This window comes from Pseudomonas sp. EL_65y_Pfl2_R95 (genome assembly GCF_963971045.1).
In the GTDB taxonomy this organism is placed as follows: Bacteria; Pseudomonadota; Gammaproteobacteria; order Pseudomonadales; family Pseudomonadaceae; genus Aquipseudomonas.
The window spans coordinates 606,517-621,518 of sequence record NZ_CAXAOV010000002.1; the positions used below are offsets into that span (position 1 = coordinate 606,517).

Annotated in this window: 23 protein-coding genes; 18 read left to right on the forward strand and 5 right to left on the reverse strand. The window is 49.9% G+C overall.

The window, feature by feature from the left end; translation table 11 throughout:
• Position 1 precedes the first annotated feature (1 nt).
• The 4 genes from AACY09_RS10730 to AACY09_RS10750 form a co-directional block, all read right to left on the reverse strand.
• Positions 2-253, reverse strand: a complete 252-nt coding sequence (locus tag AACY09_RS10730; RefSeq protein ID WP_339487823.1) for a hypothetical protein — start codon at positions 251-253, stop codon at positions 2-4.
• 200 nt (positions 254-453) lie between these two features.
• Complete coding sequence (locus AACY09_RS10740) at positions 454-813, reverse strand: hypothetical protein (RefSeq protein ID WP_339487824.1); 360 nt, start codon at positions 811-813, stop codon at positions 454-456.
• A gap of 510 nt (positions 814-1,323) precedes the next feature.
• Complete coding sequence (gene pflM / locus AACY09_RS10745; protein WP_339487825.1) at positions 1,324-1,611, reverse strand: lysogeny maintenance protein PflM; 288 nt, start codon at positions 1,609-1,611, stop codon at positions 1,324-1,326.
• Between the two features lie 2 nt (positions 1,612-1,613).
• A complete protein-coding gene (locus tag AACY09_RS10750) occupies positions 1,614-1,886 on the reverse strand; it encodes a DNA-binding protein (RefSeq protein WP_339487826.1) in 273 nt (90 codons plus the stop codon).
• Positions 1,887-1,996: 110 nt separating this feature from the next.
• On the opposite strand from AACY09_RS10750, the gene AACY09_RS22035 reads away from it, so the two are divergent.
• The 4 genes from AACY09_RS22035 (at position 1,997) to AACY09_RS10765 (ending at position 4,682) form a co-directional block, all read left to right on the forward strand.
• The gene (locus tag AACY09_RS22035; protein ID WP_445323808.1) at positions 1,997-2,263 is read left to right on the forward strand and encodes a DNA-binding protein; all 267 of its coding nucleotides are present in this window, start codon (positions 1,997-1,999) and stop codon (positions 2,261-2,263) included.
• Between the two features lie 189 nt (positions 2,264-2,452).
• Complete coding sequence (locus AACY09_RS10755; protein WP_339487827.1) at positions 2,453-3,061, forward strand: hypothetical protein; 609 nt, start codon at positions 2,453-2,455, stop codon at positions 3,059-3,061.
• Positions 3,058-3,549 (forward strand): ImmA/IrrE family metallo-endopeptidase, encoded by a 492-nt coding sequence (locus AACY09_RS10760; RefSeq protein WP_339487828.1) that lies wholly within the window; start codon positions 3,058-3,060, stop codon positions 3,547-3,549. The genes AACY09_RS10755 and AACY09_RS10760 overlap by 4 nt, the downstream gene beginning before the upstream one ends.
• A 5-nt stretch (positions 3,550-3,554) precedes the next feature.
• The gene (locus AACY09_RS10765; RefSeq protein WP_339487829.1) at positions 3,555-4,682 is read left to right on the forward strand and encodes a beta family protein; all 1,128 of its coding nucleotides are present in this window, start codon (positions 3,555-3,557) and stop codon (positions 4,680-4,682) included.
• Here AACY09_RS10765 and AACY09_RS10770 read toward each other — a convergent pair.
• On the reverse strand, positions 4,679-5,329 hold the full coding sequence (locus tag AACY09_RS10770; RefSeq protein ID WP_339487830.1) for a sce7726 family protein: 651 nt from the start codon (positions 5,327-5,329) through the stop codon (positions 4,679-4,681). The genes AACY09_RS10765 and AACY09_RS10770 overlap by 4 nt on opposite strands.
• A gap of 494 nt (positions 5,330-5,823) precedes the next feature.
• On the opposite strand from AACY09_RS10770, the gene AACY09_RS10775 reads away from it, so the two are divergent.
• The 14 genes from AACY09_RS10775 (at position 5,824) to AACY09_RS10840 (ending at position 14,463) form a co-directional block, all read left to right on the forward strand.
• Positions 5,824-7,056 carry a tyrosine-type recombinase/integrase gene (locus tag AACY09_RS10775; RefSeq protein ID WP_339487831.1) on the forward strand — a complete coding sequence of 411 codons (1,233 nt, stop codon included), beginning with the start codon at positions 5,824-5,826 and terminating at the stop codon, positions 7,054-7,056.
• Positions 7,053-7,724: a hypothetical protein gene (locus AACY09_RS10780; protein WP_339487832.1), complete on the forward strand. Its 672-nt coding sequence runs from the start codon at positions 7,053-7,055 to the stop codon at positions 7,722-7,724. The genes AACY09_RS10775 and AACY09_RS10780 overlap by 4 nt, the downstream gene beginning before the upstream one ends.
• A 601-nt stretch (positions 7,725-8,325) precedes the next feature.
• Entirely contained in the window at positions 8,326-8,487 is a 162-nt protein-coding gene (locus AACY09_RS10785) for a hypothetical protein (RefSeq protein ID WP_339487834.1), read from the forward strand.
• Positions 8,488-8,767: 280 nt separating this feature from the next.
• The gene (locus AACY09_RS10790; protein WP_339487836.1) at positions 8,768-9,106 is read left to right on the forward strand and encodes a hypothetical protein; all 339 of its coding nucleotides are present in this window, start codon (positions 8,768-8,770) and stop codon (positions 9,104-9,106) included.
• Between the two features lie 3 nt (positions 9,107-9,109).
• The gene (locus AACY09_RS10795; RefSeq protein WP_339487838.1) at positions 9,110-9,523 is read left to right on the forward strand and encodes a virulence-associated protein E; all 414 of its coding nucleotides are present in this window, start codon (positions 9,110-9,112) and stop codon (positions 9,521-9,523) included.
• The gene (locus tag AACY09_RS10800) at positions 9,520-10,710 is read left to right on the forward strand and encodes an AAA family ATPase (RefSeq protein WP_339487839.1); all 1,191 of its coding nucleotides are present in this window, start codon (positions 9,520-9,522) and stop codon (positions 10,708-10,710) included. The genes AACY09_RS10795 and AACY09_RS10800 overlap by 4 nt, the downstream gene beginning before the upstream one ends.
• Complete coding sequence (locus tag AACY09_RS10805; protein ID WP_339487841.1) at positions 10,710-11,054, forward strand: hypothetical protein; 345 nt, start codon at positions 10,710-10,712, stop codon at positions 11,052-11,054. The genes AACY09_RS10800 and AACY09_RS10805 overlap by 1 nt, the downstream gene beginning before the upstream one ends.
• The gene (locus AACY09_RS10810) at positions 11,051-11,320 is read left to right on the forward strand and encodes a hypothetical protein (RefSeq protein ID WP_339487842.1); all 270 of its coding nucleotides are present in this window, start codon (positions 11,051-11,053) and stop codon (positions 11,318-11,320) included. Before AACY09_RS10805 ends, AACY09_RS10810 begins: the two co-directional genes overlap by 4 nt.
• 84 nt (positions 11,321-11,404) lie before the next feature.
• Positions 11,405-12,427 carry a phage major capsid protein gene (locus AACY09_RS10815; protein ID WP_339487843.1) on the forward strand — a complete coding sequence of 341 codons (1,023 nt, stop codon included), beginning with the start codon at positions 11,405-11,407 and terminating at the stop codon, positions 12,425-12,427.
• A 66-nt stretch (positions 12,428-12,493) separates the two neighbouring features.
• Positions 12,494-12,718 (forward strand): hypothetical protein, encoded by a 225-nt coding sequence (locus AACY09_RS10820; RefSeq protein ID WP_339487845.1) that lies wholly within the window; start codon positions 12,494-12,496, stop codon positions 12,716-12,718.
• Complete coding sequence (locus tag AACY09_RS10825) at positions 12,718-12,888, forward strand: hypothetical protein (RefSeq protein ID WP_339487847.1); 171 nt, start codon at positions 12,718-12,720, stop codon at positions 12,886-12,888. The genes AACY09_RS10820 and AACY09_RS10825 overlap by 1 nt, the downstream gene beginning before the upstream one ends.
• Positions 12,885-13,133, forward strand: a complete 249-nt coding sequence (locus AACY09_RS10830) for a hypothetical protein (protein WP_339487848.1) — start codon at positions 12,885-12,887, stop codon at positions 13,131-13,133. Before AACY09_RS10825 ends, AACY09_RS10830 begins: the two co-directional genes overlap by 4 nt.
• 187 nt (positions 13,134-13,320) lie before the next feature.
• Positions 13,321-13,926: a hypothetical protein gene (locus tag AACY09_RS10835; RefSeq protein ID WP_339487849.1), complete on the forward strand. Its 606-nt coding sequence runs from the start codon at positions 13,321-13,323 to the stop codon at positions 13,924-13,926.
• A 249-nt stretch (positions 13,927-14,175) separates the two neighbouring features.
• Complete coding sequence (locus AACY09_RS10840) at positions 14,176-14,463, forward strand: HNH endonuclease (RefSeq protein WP_339487895.1); 288 nt, start codon at positions 14,176-14,178, stop codon at positions 14,461-14,463.
• The last annotated feature ends 539 nt before the right edge of the window (positions 14,464-15,002 follow it).

The window sequence follows — 15,002 nt, forward strand, 5'->3', positions numbered from 1 at the left end:
CTTACCTTTTTAATTTTCGGAGTTGTGAAATAACCAGCCCTACCCCAAAACCGGCCACGAACAGCGAAAGCGTGCCCAGGAAGCCGATGCGGAATAGTTCTGGTGAGAAGCCACCCTGTAGAAGCAGATCAAGCTGATCAGCCGCCTCAGGTGGCAGCACATAGCCTTGAATCCATTCAAACGATGAGCAGGACACGGAGTTGTCCGGGTTAGTTGTCCAGGTGCGGCACACTTGAATGAATTCGCTAGCCATGTTCAGAGCGGCTCCTGTACTGGTGGATCGACAGGAACCGAGTATTCGAAACACACAGGGCAAACCGTGAAGTGAGGCGGCACGCTCAGATTGGGCAACCAATCGACTTGGTCAGCGGGTTGGTTATGGAGCTGGCCCATATCCCCGCCGCACAGGTCACAGAAAATGCGGTCGACTTTCAGCACGGTCATGCCCTCCGATTAGTTGGCTTTCGCCGGGTCGGATGGTTTGGCCGTGCCAGTGTTGGACGGGGTTGGTGTGGTGCGATTTGCTGGGCGCTCTACTTCTTCGATGTGCAGAGCTAGATTTTTGCCCTTGTTCTGGCCACCGCGAGCGACATCGAAAGTGATGCGCACAAGCTGCAGGGGTTCGAACTTGGAGCCAGCGTGAAAGATTTCATCAGCGACATCGTCATCAGCAGCCATGCCGATGATTGACAAGCCGTGCTCGGTTTTGCCGTCTGGTTCATCACCGTAGAAAACCTTGATGTACTTCTGGCCGTTCTCACCGTCGAAACGTTGAGTGCCGAGAAATGCTACTTCCATAGTTGAACGAGCCATGTGTATTACCTCTATGAATTGCGCTTGATTGCGCGGTTTTGCCTTTCTTCGGGCTGAGTTTTCCCGCACCGGATAACTTCTAGTTTTTCCGGAGTGTGGTATTCAGATCGAAGCGGCTGTTTACGTTAAGTCGTTAAATTCGTTGAGTTACTGCGTTTGGAATCAACATCGTCGGAGCCGGTGAAACCAAGCTTTAACCTTGGCGATGGAATTACATGACCCACCATCGAGGCGACTGAAGACCGCCTTAAGCCTGGAAAGCGTGAAGCGGGTTGAACAGTGAAGGGAATGGTCACGACCGTGGAACAATCCGAGGTAATCGCGTAGGACGAACCGGAATACACCCAGCGCCAATAGATAGAAGTAAAAACCAATCACCGTGTAGGCGAATAGAGTCGTGACGAGTTGGAGCAGGCTATAAAGGCTCATCGTGTGACCGCCCAAAAGGCCAGTAACTGGATCAACAGGACGGTACAGATGATTGCAAAATCAACCATCGTTAAGCCGATCTCAGAAAAGAACATCAGTTAGCCCCCACAGAGGAACAAACGGCACCGGCTTGCCCGGGTCGTAGATAACGCTCCAATACTTGGGCGGTCGGTTGCTGGGCGTGTGTTTCGCGCATTTGTAAGCCGTCTGGCAGTACCAGCGGCCATTTACGAGATACGGCAACCCACGGGGTTTGCAATCGCTGCAGGGTGTGGACTGGTAAAGAGCGGGCTTTGCCATTTCGGCCAGTGTCCAACATACAGAGCAGCCGCAGTCCTGGGCGTGAGGCTGCTTTTGGTAACTGTTCATAGTTAGTCATCTGAATAGTCACCCGCGCAGAAGATCGACTTGCCACGATCAAGTTCACGGCGAATGCGGTGCAGATTGATAACGCGACGGCGACCGATCTTGACCGTAGGAATGGCTTGAGACTCAACCCAGCCACGCACTACATCGGCGGTGATGTCTTCAATACCGAGCATTTCAGCAAATACAAGCTGAGAGCAGAAAGGTGCATCACGAAAATCGGTGACGCGTTCGGCGTTTCCCTCTACGCTGAACCCCACTATTCCAGACTGTTCCATGTTTTTGCCCTATAATTAATTCGAACTTTAACTAAGTAATATTTACTAATCTGATGGCAATTATGCATCACTGGTTACTAAGTACAAGCTACTAAGTAGATTATTTTGGAATGATAAAAGAACGGCTTATAAGTCTTTTCGACAGTAGGCGAACAAGTGTCTGGTTTGAAAAAGAAACCGGGATTGACCGCTATCGCTGGGGAAATATCAGAAGCGGCAAAGCTCGGCTATCAGATGCAGAGCTAGACGCAGTGGTAGCCCTATTCCCGCAATATGCCTTGTGGTTAGCAAGCGGTGAGATAGCCCCCGAATGCGGGCAGACTAGCCCTGAATATGACGAGGCAAACAGAAACTTGACCAATCCGAGCGCGGGATAGCGATTACAAAAGAAGTGGTTAGTCGCTGGTACGCCCGTAAGGATTGAGATTAGACGTAAAAGGTATTTATAAAAATAAAAACCATACCTACCAAAAGCTTGAGTTTTAGGCATGGTTACTCTGTTAAAACACCGGTCAGATAAACCAAAAAATTGCTTAAGTCAAAATTCATATAGAGCAGAATAATAGATGCCGACTCAAATTAAGAACAAAATCGCCTTAACCCTGTTACTAATCTGCACCACTTTAGCCGCAAACAGCCAAGAGAATCAGTCTGTTAAAAAAGCAGAACAACCAAAATCAGAAACTGCTCAAAAAACTGAAAATTCAAGCTTAGAAACATACCATCTGATACAAGAAATACTTAACGACAAACTATCAGAAAACAACAAAACCTCGAAAGCCCTAGAACAACAAATAAAAGAGCAAGAAGAGCGTATAACATCTTTAGAAAGTAAACTGAGTAAAGGGCCGCCACCTGACCAAGGATTCACTGCAACATTAGTTCTCGCCTCAGTAACAGTAATCATTACCGTCCTTGGTGTATTGATAGCAACACTATCTATATTTGGTTATACAAACATTAAAAAAGAAGCTACCAAAGCCTCTCAAGAAACCGCCCAGGACACAATTAACAAAATAGCAGAGCAAGGCTTACAGGACGCAACTGAGAAAAGCATAATCGTCCTAATAGAGAACGGTCGTTTTGACGAAATAATACAAAGCTCGATATCTTCTATTGCATACAGAGGAATCAATATCGATGACGAGTTTATAGATGAAGAGGGTAAAGCTTGAGAACTTCACACGAGTGGAACTCGCTAACTAACGCCCAAAAAGCAGTAATTACAAAGCACCAAAACACATTGCCAATTGCCGTAGGAGCAATAGCTAAAGACTTTGGAATAATTGTTAAGAAATCAACAATGCCAGGTTCTATCTCTGGAGAAATCAGATCATCCAACGGAATAACAACAATAAAAGTCAATCGACACGATATAAGAGAAAGGCAACGCTTTACGATAGCTCACGAGATAGCTCATTTCTTATTACACAATGATAGGCTAGAAGGAGGTATTGAAGATGACGTCCTATACCGGTCTAGACTATCAGATGAGTTAGAAAGGGAAGCAAACAGACTAGCTGCAGATATCATTATGCCTACTGCGCTTATTAGAGCAGTACTACAAGAGTATATCAGCCTGAAACCTGACGAGCGCCAAAAGAAGGCAGCAGAGATGGCAGAAGTTTCTTTAGCGGCAATCAAGATCAGGACAGGGATATAAATAAAATGCAAAATTTTTTTCTAACCTGGAGCTACATACCAATTCTTGCTATTAAAGCGGGAGAGATAACAGCACTTGACCAGCTTCCAGACAAAGAGAAAGACAACATTCTTCCATTATTTCCAATCAGGGGCTGGACTACAGCGCATAAGCTGTCAAGTGCCATAGAGAAAATCAAAAGCTGCATTGGAGATCGACAATGGATCGCGGACATTGACGAGACTTTTCTTTCTTCTAACAAAACATTTATGTTTACAGGCTCATATCCAAACATCCCAGTTTACAAAGAAATTGAATCTTTGTTAAACCCTGAAAACGGCTATGCAAACTGGTGTAGTTTCATAGAACAAAACAAGACGTCAATCCCGTGTATTAGACATGAAAATGGAATTGAACTAAGACTTCAAATCAAAAACTTATCCGCCTTAGGCCGAGGGCTAGTTCTTAGAATAAATCCAAACGAATCAAATTTCTTAAAGCACGCAATAATAATACAAGAACTCCTTGAACATAAAGAAAAAAACATTCTTATAATTTACGACCTTGAAGCAATTGATGTAAACTTCAATGAAAGAAGACCCCTACTAGAGAAGTATCTAGCACACGCAAAACAGGAGCTTCCTGAAGCAGCCTTATCAATAAGCGCATCATCTTTTCCATCAAGCTTTTCAGGTCAAAAAGTGGGAGAACACACAATATACGAGCGGTTATTATTCAACAGTCTCGAAGCAAGCCAAATTTACAACCCTCTAATCTATTCTGACAGAGGAAGTGCAAGGGCACGTAAACAAGATGGGGGGGGCGGCACCCCTCCTCCAAGAATTGACTATCCCCTAAAGAAAGACTGGAAATTTGTTAGGCGAGAGGTAAGTGACAACATACCTAACTCTAAAAGCCTGAGAAAAGCAGCATATATTGAAATAGCCAAGGAAATTATAGATTCAGGATACTGGATTCCTGAACTCAGGCTTTGGGGAACACAGCAAATTGAGTTGACAGCTGAAGGGAATGAGTTTGCTATCTATTCAGCACAAAAATCTACAGCTGCAAGGATTAACATCCATTTGTTTACACAGCTGTATTACAACTCAAAATATGAATATATAAACACAGATGAAGAGTGGGTGGACTAGCACCCTCTCAACATTGCGTAGGGGCTTAGAAGGGGAACATCTCTATCAGAGACAATTTTCTCAGGAAACACTTTCGATAAAAACCTTCTAGAGGGCATGCCAAACCTCTTGTTAAAACCATCTGCAACAACATCTTTTACTTTTTCTTTTGAAATCTTTGGAAGCGCCTGAAAAACAGACTGCCTTAGATCGAACATAGGCACACCTTCGATAGGGATACCCAGCATTCGAGCAAGGAGTGACACTTCTCTTTTAGTCATTAAATCAAGGTAATCCTCTTTTTTTAAAGTCGAAATCTTTCGTCCCCTACGGACAGTCGATATGCTATTTCTGGACACCTCCCATACTTCTACTTCCGGCCTAACAGCGGCTAAAACATCGAATACAAACTTTGAAGCAACAACCAATATTACTCTATCAAAATACTTAGAGTAAACATCTAGCTGCCCTGGGAGCCTAGCCAAAGTATCTTTTTCACTTTTAATCTCAATGGCCACTATTTCGCGACCGGTCATATAACCAAGATCAACCCTTCTAGTTTTGCGAGCAAGACTCATTTCATTAAACACCAAAGAAGATGAATCTATTTTATTCTCTTTTAGAAGGCGATTTAATACCATCGCTTTAATCTCAATCTCACTAAACATCAAACCCGCCACAACGCAAAGTCACAGTAAATATATTCAACAAAAGTTCGTCTCATCTGCAATGTAGTGACACCTTAACGCCGTTCAGGGCTTCATATGATAGTGAGATGTATTGGACACATCATCATTTTTCCAACTAGAAATTTCAAAACATACATCAAGACTGCTCCGGCGACTACATGTAGCTTTTCCCTCTGTAAAAGTCTGTGATAGCCAGCATGGAAGGGGGCCGAAAGCCATGCTTTATGGGCTGCTATGAAGCAATGAGAGGCCGCTAGCAGGATTCATAATGCTGGGGTCCGGGGTTCAAGTCCCTGCGTAGCCACCAAACACCTGTTTCCACATGTTCCTACATGCCTCGGAAGCACACCAAGAAGCCCGCCTAGTGCGGGCTTTCTTGCATCTGCATGCCTACACTTGCAGCCATATACAATTGCGCACCGTGTATCCCTCTGTGTATCCTCTGGAAATAATTGAACCTAGGGGATACACAAATGAAGCGTTCAGAAATCAAGCGCCGCCCCCTCTCTGATACCGCCCTTGCTGGCTTAGAGCCAGACCCTAAGGAATACCGCGAGCTAGACGGCTCGGGCCTATACTTTCGAGTTAAGCCAGACGGTCAAAAATCGTGGCAATTCCGCTACAAGAAGCCCGACGGAAAGTGGTCATGGCTTGGTCTTGGCGGATATCCTGATGTTAGCGGTGCACTGGCCCGACAGAAGGCCGCCGAGTTGCGCAACGATGCAGCTGAGGGCAAGAACCCTATAGCCACTAAACAGGCGCGCAAAGCAGCAGAGCTTGATGCTGCAGACAGTACCTTTGAGCACCTTGCCCGCGAATGGTACGACTCCCGAATTAATAATTGGGATGCCGGCACAGCCAAGCGCGTAATTGGGGCGCTTGAACGCCACGTGTTCCCCGCTTTCGGTAAGCGTCAGTACACCGGCATATTGTCCATGGAGTGGATGGAGTTGCTACGCGGCATGGAGCAACAAGGCATTCTCGAGCAGATGAGCCGAGTGCGCGCCTACTGCAAGGATGTTTATGACCTGGCAAGAGTGACTGGCCGCGCCGTAAACAACCCACTGGAGGGCGTTCACAAGTTCCTATCAACCGGTAAGGCACAGAACTACGCACACGTATCCGCTGATGAGTTACCCGCCCTACTCCGAGCAATTCAGTCATACCCACACGCCACGGACATTCAACTGGGCCTGCGCCTGCTTACCCTGCTAGCGGTGCGCCCTAGTGAACTGCGTGAAGCCCAATGGTCAGAGTTCGACTTTGCCAAGAAGCTCTGGACAATCCCGGTTGAACGAAAGGGCCGCAAGAAGGGCCGCGAGCATCTGGTACCACTCTGCCAGCAAGCCATTGCGTTACTCGAACAACTGCACCCCCTCACTGGATCCTATGCCTTATTGTTCCCCGGTAGAAGTGACCGCACCAAGCCACGCAGCGACACAGTGTTCCTGATGGCCCTACGCCGCTTAGGTTATGAAGGGAGACAAACTGGCCATGGTTTCCGCCACATCGCTAGCACGATCCTTAATGAGCGCGGCTTCCACCCTGACCATATTGAGGCCCAACTTAGCCACAAGGCACCAGGCGTTCGCGGGATCTACAACAAGGCCCAATACATCGAGCAGCGCACAACCATGATGCAATGGTATGCCGATCACCTGGACGCGCTGGCCCGCGGGAATGTTGTGGAGTTCAAGAAGGCATGAGCGCGTACTCAATAAAAGACTATCGGAACCCGCTCCAATATCCGGCAAGGGAAGGGATCAATGCTTGGCGCTGGGAGTTTCTGAGACGCAACCCGGAGTATCAGAGACTTTATGAAGCTCATAAAGATTGTGTAACTCCACCTTCAGAAGTATCTAGTTTTGGTGTTCGCAACTTATATGACCCTCGTTTTGACGATGCTTATCAGGGATTTCTCGCTCCCTCACACATTCTTGAGCTGCCAAACTTCGCTTGGGTAGAAAAATGGAAGCTAGTCCCTGGCTACACCACCGAGCGAGGGATGCACATGCTGCTTAGGGCTCTCACCGAACTGCAACTTCAAGGCGACACGCTTGCGGTTATCAATAGGGCTTTGCCTTTAGAGCCTCAACTTGACGCTATCAGGGAGTCTGTTGCCCAAAAAAACAAACAGGAAAACAATCGCCCTCCACTGGGCAATGATCGGCGCGGCGAGTGGACTTTTTACCTGAGGGTTTTAGATGGCTTCGCAGACGGGGCTAGTTACGACGAGCTGGCTGCAGCTCTTTACCCAGGGAGCGAAAATGCATACCCCGATTTTTCAGGTAGGAAACGAGTAAAGAAAGCCCTAGAGCGAGCCGTGTTTCTCTCACAGACGTTCGGCACCAAAAGTTTTGTCTTGGAAAAATAGTTGGCCAAGTATTTTTCCTATTTCTAGGACAGATCGATGTATTGAATAGGCGTCACCAGCAAGCAAACAGGTACATGGTGATGCAAACAATTTTACCGCAGGACCCTAAATCCCCAACACCATTTCCGGTGCAATACCTCACTTTTAGCGAGGTGTGTAGCCTTTACCGCAAGTCGCGCTCAGGCCTGTATAAACTGATGGTCGCCGATGCATCATTCCCAAAGCCAATCAAAGAGGGAGATGCCCGTTCAGCGCGTAGCTATTTCGTAGCATCTGAAATCGCAGCACACCAAAAGGCTAAATTGGCCGCTCGGGGTGATGCATGAAACTTGCGCGATCACCAACCCGGATGTATCTTTCTAATGTCGCTGCAAATTCAGCGGCCGGGTGTGCAAGCCCGAGCAAGCAAAAGGCGCACAAGCGCCACCGTTCGACAGTAGGCGCTTTTTTTGTGCCTGCAGTTTCGCTTTATGGTGGCTGCGTGCGGGAGGGCTTCGGTCCTGCCGGGTTCCTTTTGCCCCGGTCTTGCACACCCGCACGTAGCCGCCACCCATCATGTGCAAGTGATGTTGGCGGTTCCTCAGCAAAAGGAGCTATACCCATGAAACAAGCCCCCAATCCGTCAGCATCACACGCCCAAGCATGGAAAGCCCGCGCCTTATCAGCTCTGCGCGCTAACTCAAGTCTGTCTGTACGCTTGGCCCGCTACAACGAAGCCATGCGCCGCGCCCGTGCTCTGGAAGCACAAGGCGGTGTCCAATGAGCGCATCTACTTGTGGGGCCTGGGCACATTCGTGCGGTCGCGTGCATTACTACACTCTTGATAACGAATGTAAGCCGGTTGAGCCATTTGGGAAGATTGGACCTTTCCCAAGTCCGCGCGAAGTGCGCGATGCTGTTGAAAAGCTGTCCGCTTGGTTCCCTAGCGCAACCATTGTCAGTCGCAAACGTAGCCTGGATGAGGGGTCGGTGACCGATTCAGCACTGAATACTGAGTTTACTAAAGCACTCCGTAAGCTTGCAGTACTTGGGAGGGGTCACGCATGAGTATGTCACTTGAAAACCCAGGCTATGACATCGGCTTTATCGGCCAATACGTGTGCATTTACCACGACAAGATCGATTTCCCGGTTCGCTTCCCTGCGGTAACGTCAACTAGTTTGGCGCTCGATCTCGCCGAAATGCTACGCAAGGCGATGCCTCGAAGTTACATATCTGTTGAACCAATTGCGCTGTTCAGCACAGACCGTGTTGAGACTGATGCAGTAACCGAGCGCATCAAGCGGCGGGTCATTGAGGCTCGCAAAGCTGAGAATCCCGGCAAGGCTTTCTTGCAGGGCATTGGCTACTGGCCACAAGCCGCCCAGACCGGCAAGGAGTAACCCATGCAAATCAAAAACGGTGCCCATGCGCCGGCGGGATCGGCTTGCCTAGAGAAAGTGCTCTCCGCTCTGGATAAGGTAAAACCGGCAGGCAATAGCAAGTACAAAGCCTGCTGTCCCGCTCATGACGACAAAGACCCTAGTCTGTCGATCAAAGAGTCTGAAGACGGAACGGTTCTTCTGCATTGTTGGGCTGGCTGTACTGCCTCCCAGGTAGTCGCAGCTATGGGACTAGAGTTGCGCGATCTGTTTCCTGGTGTAAATCGATCGATATCAGGGCCTAGCAAAGCAGCCATTCAGCATGAGCGCACGGTTTATCAAATTGGCATTTCAATGCAGCAACAGGGCTTAGAACTCAGCAAGCAAGACACGGCCCGCCTAGATCTTGCCAAGCAGCGATTGGGGGTAAGCCAATGAGCACCCAGGATAGATTCGCTGATGAGTGGACTAGCGCGCCCTCTTTGCCCAAGGTTGAGGGTTTAAAGCCAGCTTGGAGAGCTGAGCTAACTACAGCATCTTCGATTGTGCCGGTACCAATTCACTGGCTATGGCCGGGCTGGATTGCTCGGGGCAAATTAACTGTTTTGGCTGGCGCTGGTGGGAGCGGGAAAACCACTTTGGCAATGAGCCTTATTGGCACGCTAACCAGTGGAGGGCGTTGGCCTGATGGTGAGCACTGCTCAACAGCCTCTAATGCTCTGATTTGGTCATCCGAAGACGATCCAGCAGACACATTAATACCTCGCTTGATGGCTGCTGGTGCCAATTTGGAGCGGGTTCATATCATTCAAGGTCGTATCAATGCGCTGGGTGATCGCGAGCCATTCGACCCAGCAACTGATTTCGACCTTTTGCGGGATGCCGTGGAAGTTATCGGGGGAGCATCACTGCTTCTGCTTGATCCAGTCGTCAACGTCGTCAAAGGGGATATGCATCGTGCGAATGATGTACGCCGCGCACTTCAGGCCGTTGTTGACTTTGCTGAGGCCCATAGCTGCGCGGTGCTTGGGATTAGCCACTTCAGCAAAGGTAGCGGAGGGTCATCCCCTGCTGATCGGGTAATTGGGAGCCAAGCTTTCGGCGCTCTTGCTCGTACCGTCCTAGTTGCTGCCAAACAGGAAGATTCAGACGTCCGAGTCCTGGCTAGGGCCAAATCCAACATCAGTGATGACCAAGGAGGGGTCGGCTATGTAGTTGAGGCTCACACCATAGCGGATGGGCTGATCACGACCCGCGTGCTGTGGGGTGAGCGTGTCGACGGCAGTGCGCGGGAAATTTTGGCAGACGTCGAGAAATTTGGGACGGAAGAAACATCTGAGCAGGAGGACGCAGAGCATTTTCTGCTTGGAATCCTTTCAGCCGGACAAGTGCCGGTAAAGCAAATCAAGGCGGACGCGAACGGTGCTGGCTATGCCTGGCGAACTATTGAGCGCGCCAAAAAATCACTAGGCGTCGAGGCCGTGAAGGTCGGAATGAAGGAGGGGTGGGTTTGGCAGTTTGGTACTGAAGACCGCCAAGAAACCACGAAGACCGCCACTGTTTTTGCTGGCGGTCTTCGTGAAAATGTGGCGGTCTTCGACCCGTCAGACTCGGAGGAAGTGTAATGGCCGCAATCGATTACCTAACGAACAATGGGTTTTCGGCGCGAGTTTCCGGTGGTCGACTGGTGGTATCACCCGCCAGTCGACTCACCGATAACATCCGCCAATACATTAAATCCAATCGTCCTATTTTGCTGGCCGAGATATCGGCCAACGACTGTTACGACCAATTGACAGGTATCCAAATCGGCTGGCTTTCAGCCGTAGCGAATCTACTTGGTTGCTTGCCTAGCAGATTGCTACGCGATGGATTTATCGACATGCATGACCTCGATGAGCAACTGCACTCTGAGCCGGGGAAAGTAGCGGCTCTCATCCGCACCAATCCGCGCTGGGGGCAACCATGAACTGCTGTCCAGCCTGTGGGCAATCGCTGCCAAGTGATCCGGTTGAGCTTCAAGCTGAGGCCATCCGCGCATGGTGCCGGGAAAACGGTGTTGCGATTATCTTGGGAGACTGTCTTCGCCGCGCTGACCTAGCTGCATTCCTTGGCGTGAAAGAAAAGACTGTTGCCAACTGGAAAGGGTCGGACGGCCTGCAACCCTCCCGGTACCTGAACAAGCGCCCCTATTACGCCGTGATGGACGTCGCAATCCACATCACTTCCTTCTAGTTCCCGATCCTCCCCGCACCTACCTCGAAGTAGGTGCGGGCGGCGCGGAAAATATTCTTCAGCAAACCCACATTGGAGAATCACATGTCAACAGTCGCTACAACCGTACCCAAAGGCCGGACATTCATCCGTTCGCTAATCGCCCGTAGCGTGAGTGCATGCTCAAGCGTTGAAGGAATGGCGCGCTTCACATCAGCGCGCTGGGGTAATTATCAAGGCGATCTCGTTTCCAAAGCAGCAGTGTCGGCAATTACCCAAAACGAAGTAGGCGAGTATGCGGCTCAGGAGTTCTTTGGCCTGGTGATGGAGCGCAGCTTGCTCCGTCGCATGTCGGGATTTCGCCGCATACCGTTTCGCACCAATATGCTGAAAGTCGTAAACGGGGCAATCGGCTACTGGACAGCCGAAAGCAAACCAGTCCCGGTGAGCAAGCAGTCCCTGGTTGGTTCAACCATTCACCCGCTGAAAGTTAACTGCATCATCTGCGTCACGGAGGAAGCAATCAACACTGCTGGCGATATCACCGAGGCCGGGCTTCAAACCGACATGGAACGCGCAGTGGTTGATTCGCTGGACTTGGCGCTGCTGGATGCCACCAATGCCGGCGTTGTCGATGAACGACCAGCGTCTATCACTTATGGCGCACCTAGCATTGCTGCGAGCGCAGACGCGGCTGCAGATGTAACAGACCTGATCAATCTTTTTGATGGTGATTTGGGTGCAGCCTACTTTGTAACCGACTCGGCTACCGCAACCAATATGGCCATGTTGCGAAACGCTAGCGGCGCGCTGGTTTTTCCTGATGTTGGCGCTCGCGGCGGGTCGGTGATTGGCATACCGCTTTTGATTAGTCGCGCGTCACCAGTGGACTCAAGCGGCGGTCAGCTCGCCTTAATCGATCCAACCGGCATTGCCTACGCCGCGGACCCTATCGCTGTAGATAAAGCTCAGCACGCGACCATCGCCATGTCCGACGATCCAGAGTCTGATCCAGAGCAAGTAAGCCTTTGGCAGACAAATACCGTTGCATTCAAATCTAGTCTGCCAGCGAACTGGGAGGTTCAGCGCACCGGTGGCGTGGCTTATCTGTCCGGCGCGGGGTGGTGATCCCATGAAGGTTGTCTTGGAGAAGCTACCCGATCTTACCGCTCGACAACTTTCGGGGGTGGCAGCATGAGTAAAACATCCGCCGACACCGCAAATCTAGATGAGGCAATACCTAGGAATGTCATCGCAAAAGCAAAAGAGCTTGCAGCTGAAGGCACGAAAGAACCGTTTGGCATTGCCGCCGGTGCGATTCTCTCCGTTTACTTGATCCGTGCTTTTGATCGTATCGAGCGCTTGGAAGGTGACATTCAGTTGCTAACGGACTTGTTGGCCGGCGTGGAGGATCGCTAATGGACTTCCAAACACTGGTAGCCGCGGCCCGCCATGCAGGTTTTGACGTTACCTACAGCTATGGGCGCTATCAGGTAAGCCGTGACGGTGGTCCCGTTATGCACTCCGCTGATGACCTGGAAGACGTCGCAAAGTTTATCAAGGCAATGACCTATGGAGCGTGCGCATGAGCAACGCCGACAAAGAAAATGAAGTGATCGACGCCATGAGCAACATTATTGGCCGTCACGCCGACTGGCTCGACGGCCGCACCTTTCAACGCTTGGCACTTGTCACGGCTGAGGGTTACTTCAGCAAGGATGACCTCGACAACTACGGAACGGCCGAAGAGGTGTGCACTGTTTTAACACTGGCCTTTAAGGGCGCAGTAGAAGAGCTAGCTAATCAAGCAACCAAGCAGGAGACAGGACAATGAGCACAGGCAATGTTGTTGGTGGTGTAGTAGGCGCGGTTGTGGGCTATGTAGCGTCGGGGTTTAACCCGTATGGCGCATATATAAGCGCGAGCCTCCCGGCTAGCTGCGGAAACTTGATTGATCCTGCAGACGATCATAAAGACAGCAAGTTTCCAGACTTTGAAAACGACCCAATGGAGATAAAGCTGTGAGCATTTTAAACGTATTCACAGGGCCGGACATTGTCTTGTTAGGTTGCGATACCGAGGCTGACTTTGAAGATGGAACACGGGCCAACCTAACGAAGAGCCTAGTTATCCCGCACCTAAATGCAGTCATAGGCTTTAGAGGTCGCAGTTTTATGTTCCTGTGCGTTGTGCCGGCGTTCTTGGGGCACGCTGGGACCTTTGATGAACTGGCTATTCGGATGCCCGAATTAATTAATCAGGCGAGTGATTATTGCTTGGAGAATTTATCCACCCCTTCGAATGAGCTGGGAGCAAACTTTGTACTGTCAGGCTACTCGCCGGATGCGGGGCACATGGTCACGCACTCATTCGTAAGACTGCCAAGTGGAGAAATCAAAACTGATTTGGATGTGCGGGAGTTTATCTCGCCCGACTTTGGGGCGAGTGAAATACCGAAGGGCATTCGCGCCGACAAGAACGGCATGATCATGCTGGCCAGGCACCAGGCCCACCTGGTACGCGAACGTGGCCACACTGATTGCCAGGCTGGTGGGAAGTTCTTGATTACAGAGATACGTGCACGCGGAATATTTATCGAGGCTGCGTTCGACTTCCCTCCCAGATAATCGCCTTCAGTTTGCGGGCTGAACTATGTACCGAAAACACCCGAAACCACATTTTCCTAGAATCGCTGTAAGCCAGTAATACCGGGAGCTGTAGCGATATTTCTACTTTCTATAAGGGGTAGATAAAATGCAGCGCAATTGAGCTTACACCGTTGCTTAACCGTTACTTAACGTTAGCTAACCGTTGGTGAACATATGCCCCGTTTAACTACTATCAAGCCCCGCCTTAAGCCGGCACCAGACCGGCAGATGGCCGCTGTTGACCCAAGCAGTTGGAGGTCAGGCAAGACCACGGCAGAGCGTGGGTATGGCAGCAAGTGGCAGAAGGCGCGTGAGAAGTTCTTATTCGCTAACCCATTGTGCTGCTACTGCCAGGCTAAAGGCATTGTTACCGCCGCCAATGTAGTCGACCACAAGATCCCACATAAGGGCGATCAGTCACTGTTCTGGGATCAATCCAATTGGCAGCCTATGTGCGCCCCATGTCATGACTCGGCAAAGCGGCAAGAAGATGCGAGATCATCCAGCGATCGATAAGGCAGGGGGCGTGGGTCGAACATCTCAGGCCCTTCTATCTCCTGACCACACATCCCCCCACGCACAGATTTTATTCCCCTTTTCAGCAAATGGTTAACAATTCAGCAAATCACAATGCTGCCCCAAGCCACACAGGACTAGGCCTTTAGCGGGTTTGGGCATTTGCTGATTAACATTTGATTTGTTAATTCGTTAACAAACGCTTGTTAACTGTTAACGGATTCGAAATCCGTTAATTTTCATGGCGCGACAGCAGCAGTAACTCCCGGCCTGTATCCCCACGTGTATCCCTTGAAAAAACTAAAAACATAAAACCCTTGCAAATCAACATAATGGACGCCGAGTTCAATTGACTGCGTACCACCAAACAAAACAAGGGTTTACCGAAAGGTAAGCCTTTTTTTGTTTTCCATGTCCCGTCCTGAATAAGGTTTACACCTTCTGATCTATTTTCAGGAGGTCGTAATGGGCACGGGAAAAAGGCGCAGTCAGCGTGACTACACGCTGACCTTTAAATTGTCGGTCGTCGACCAAGTAGA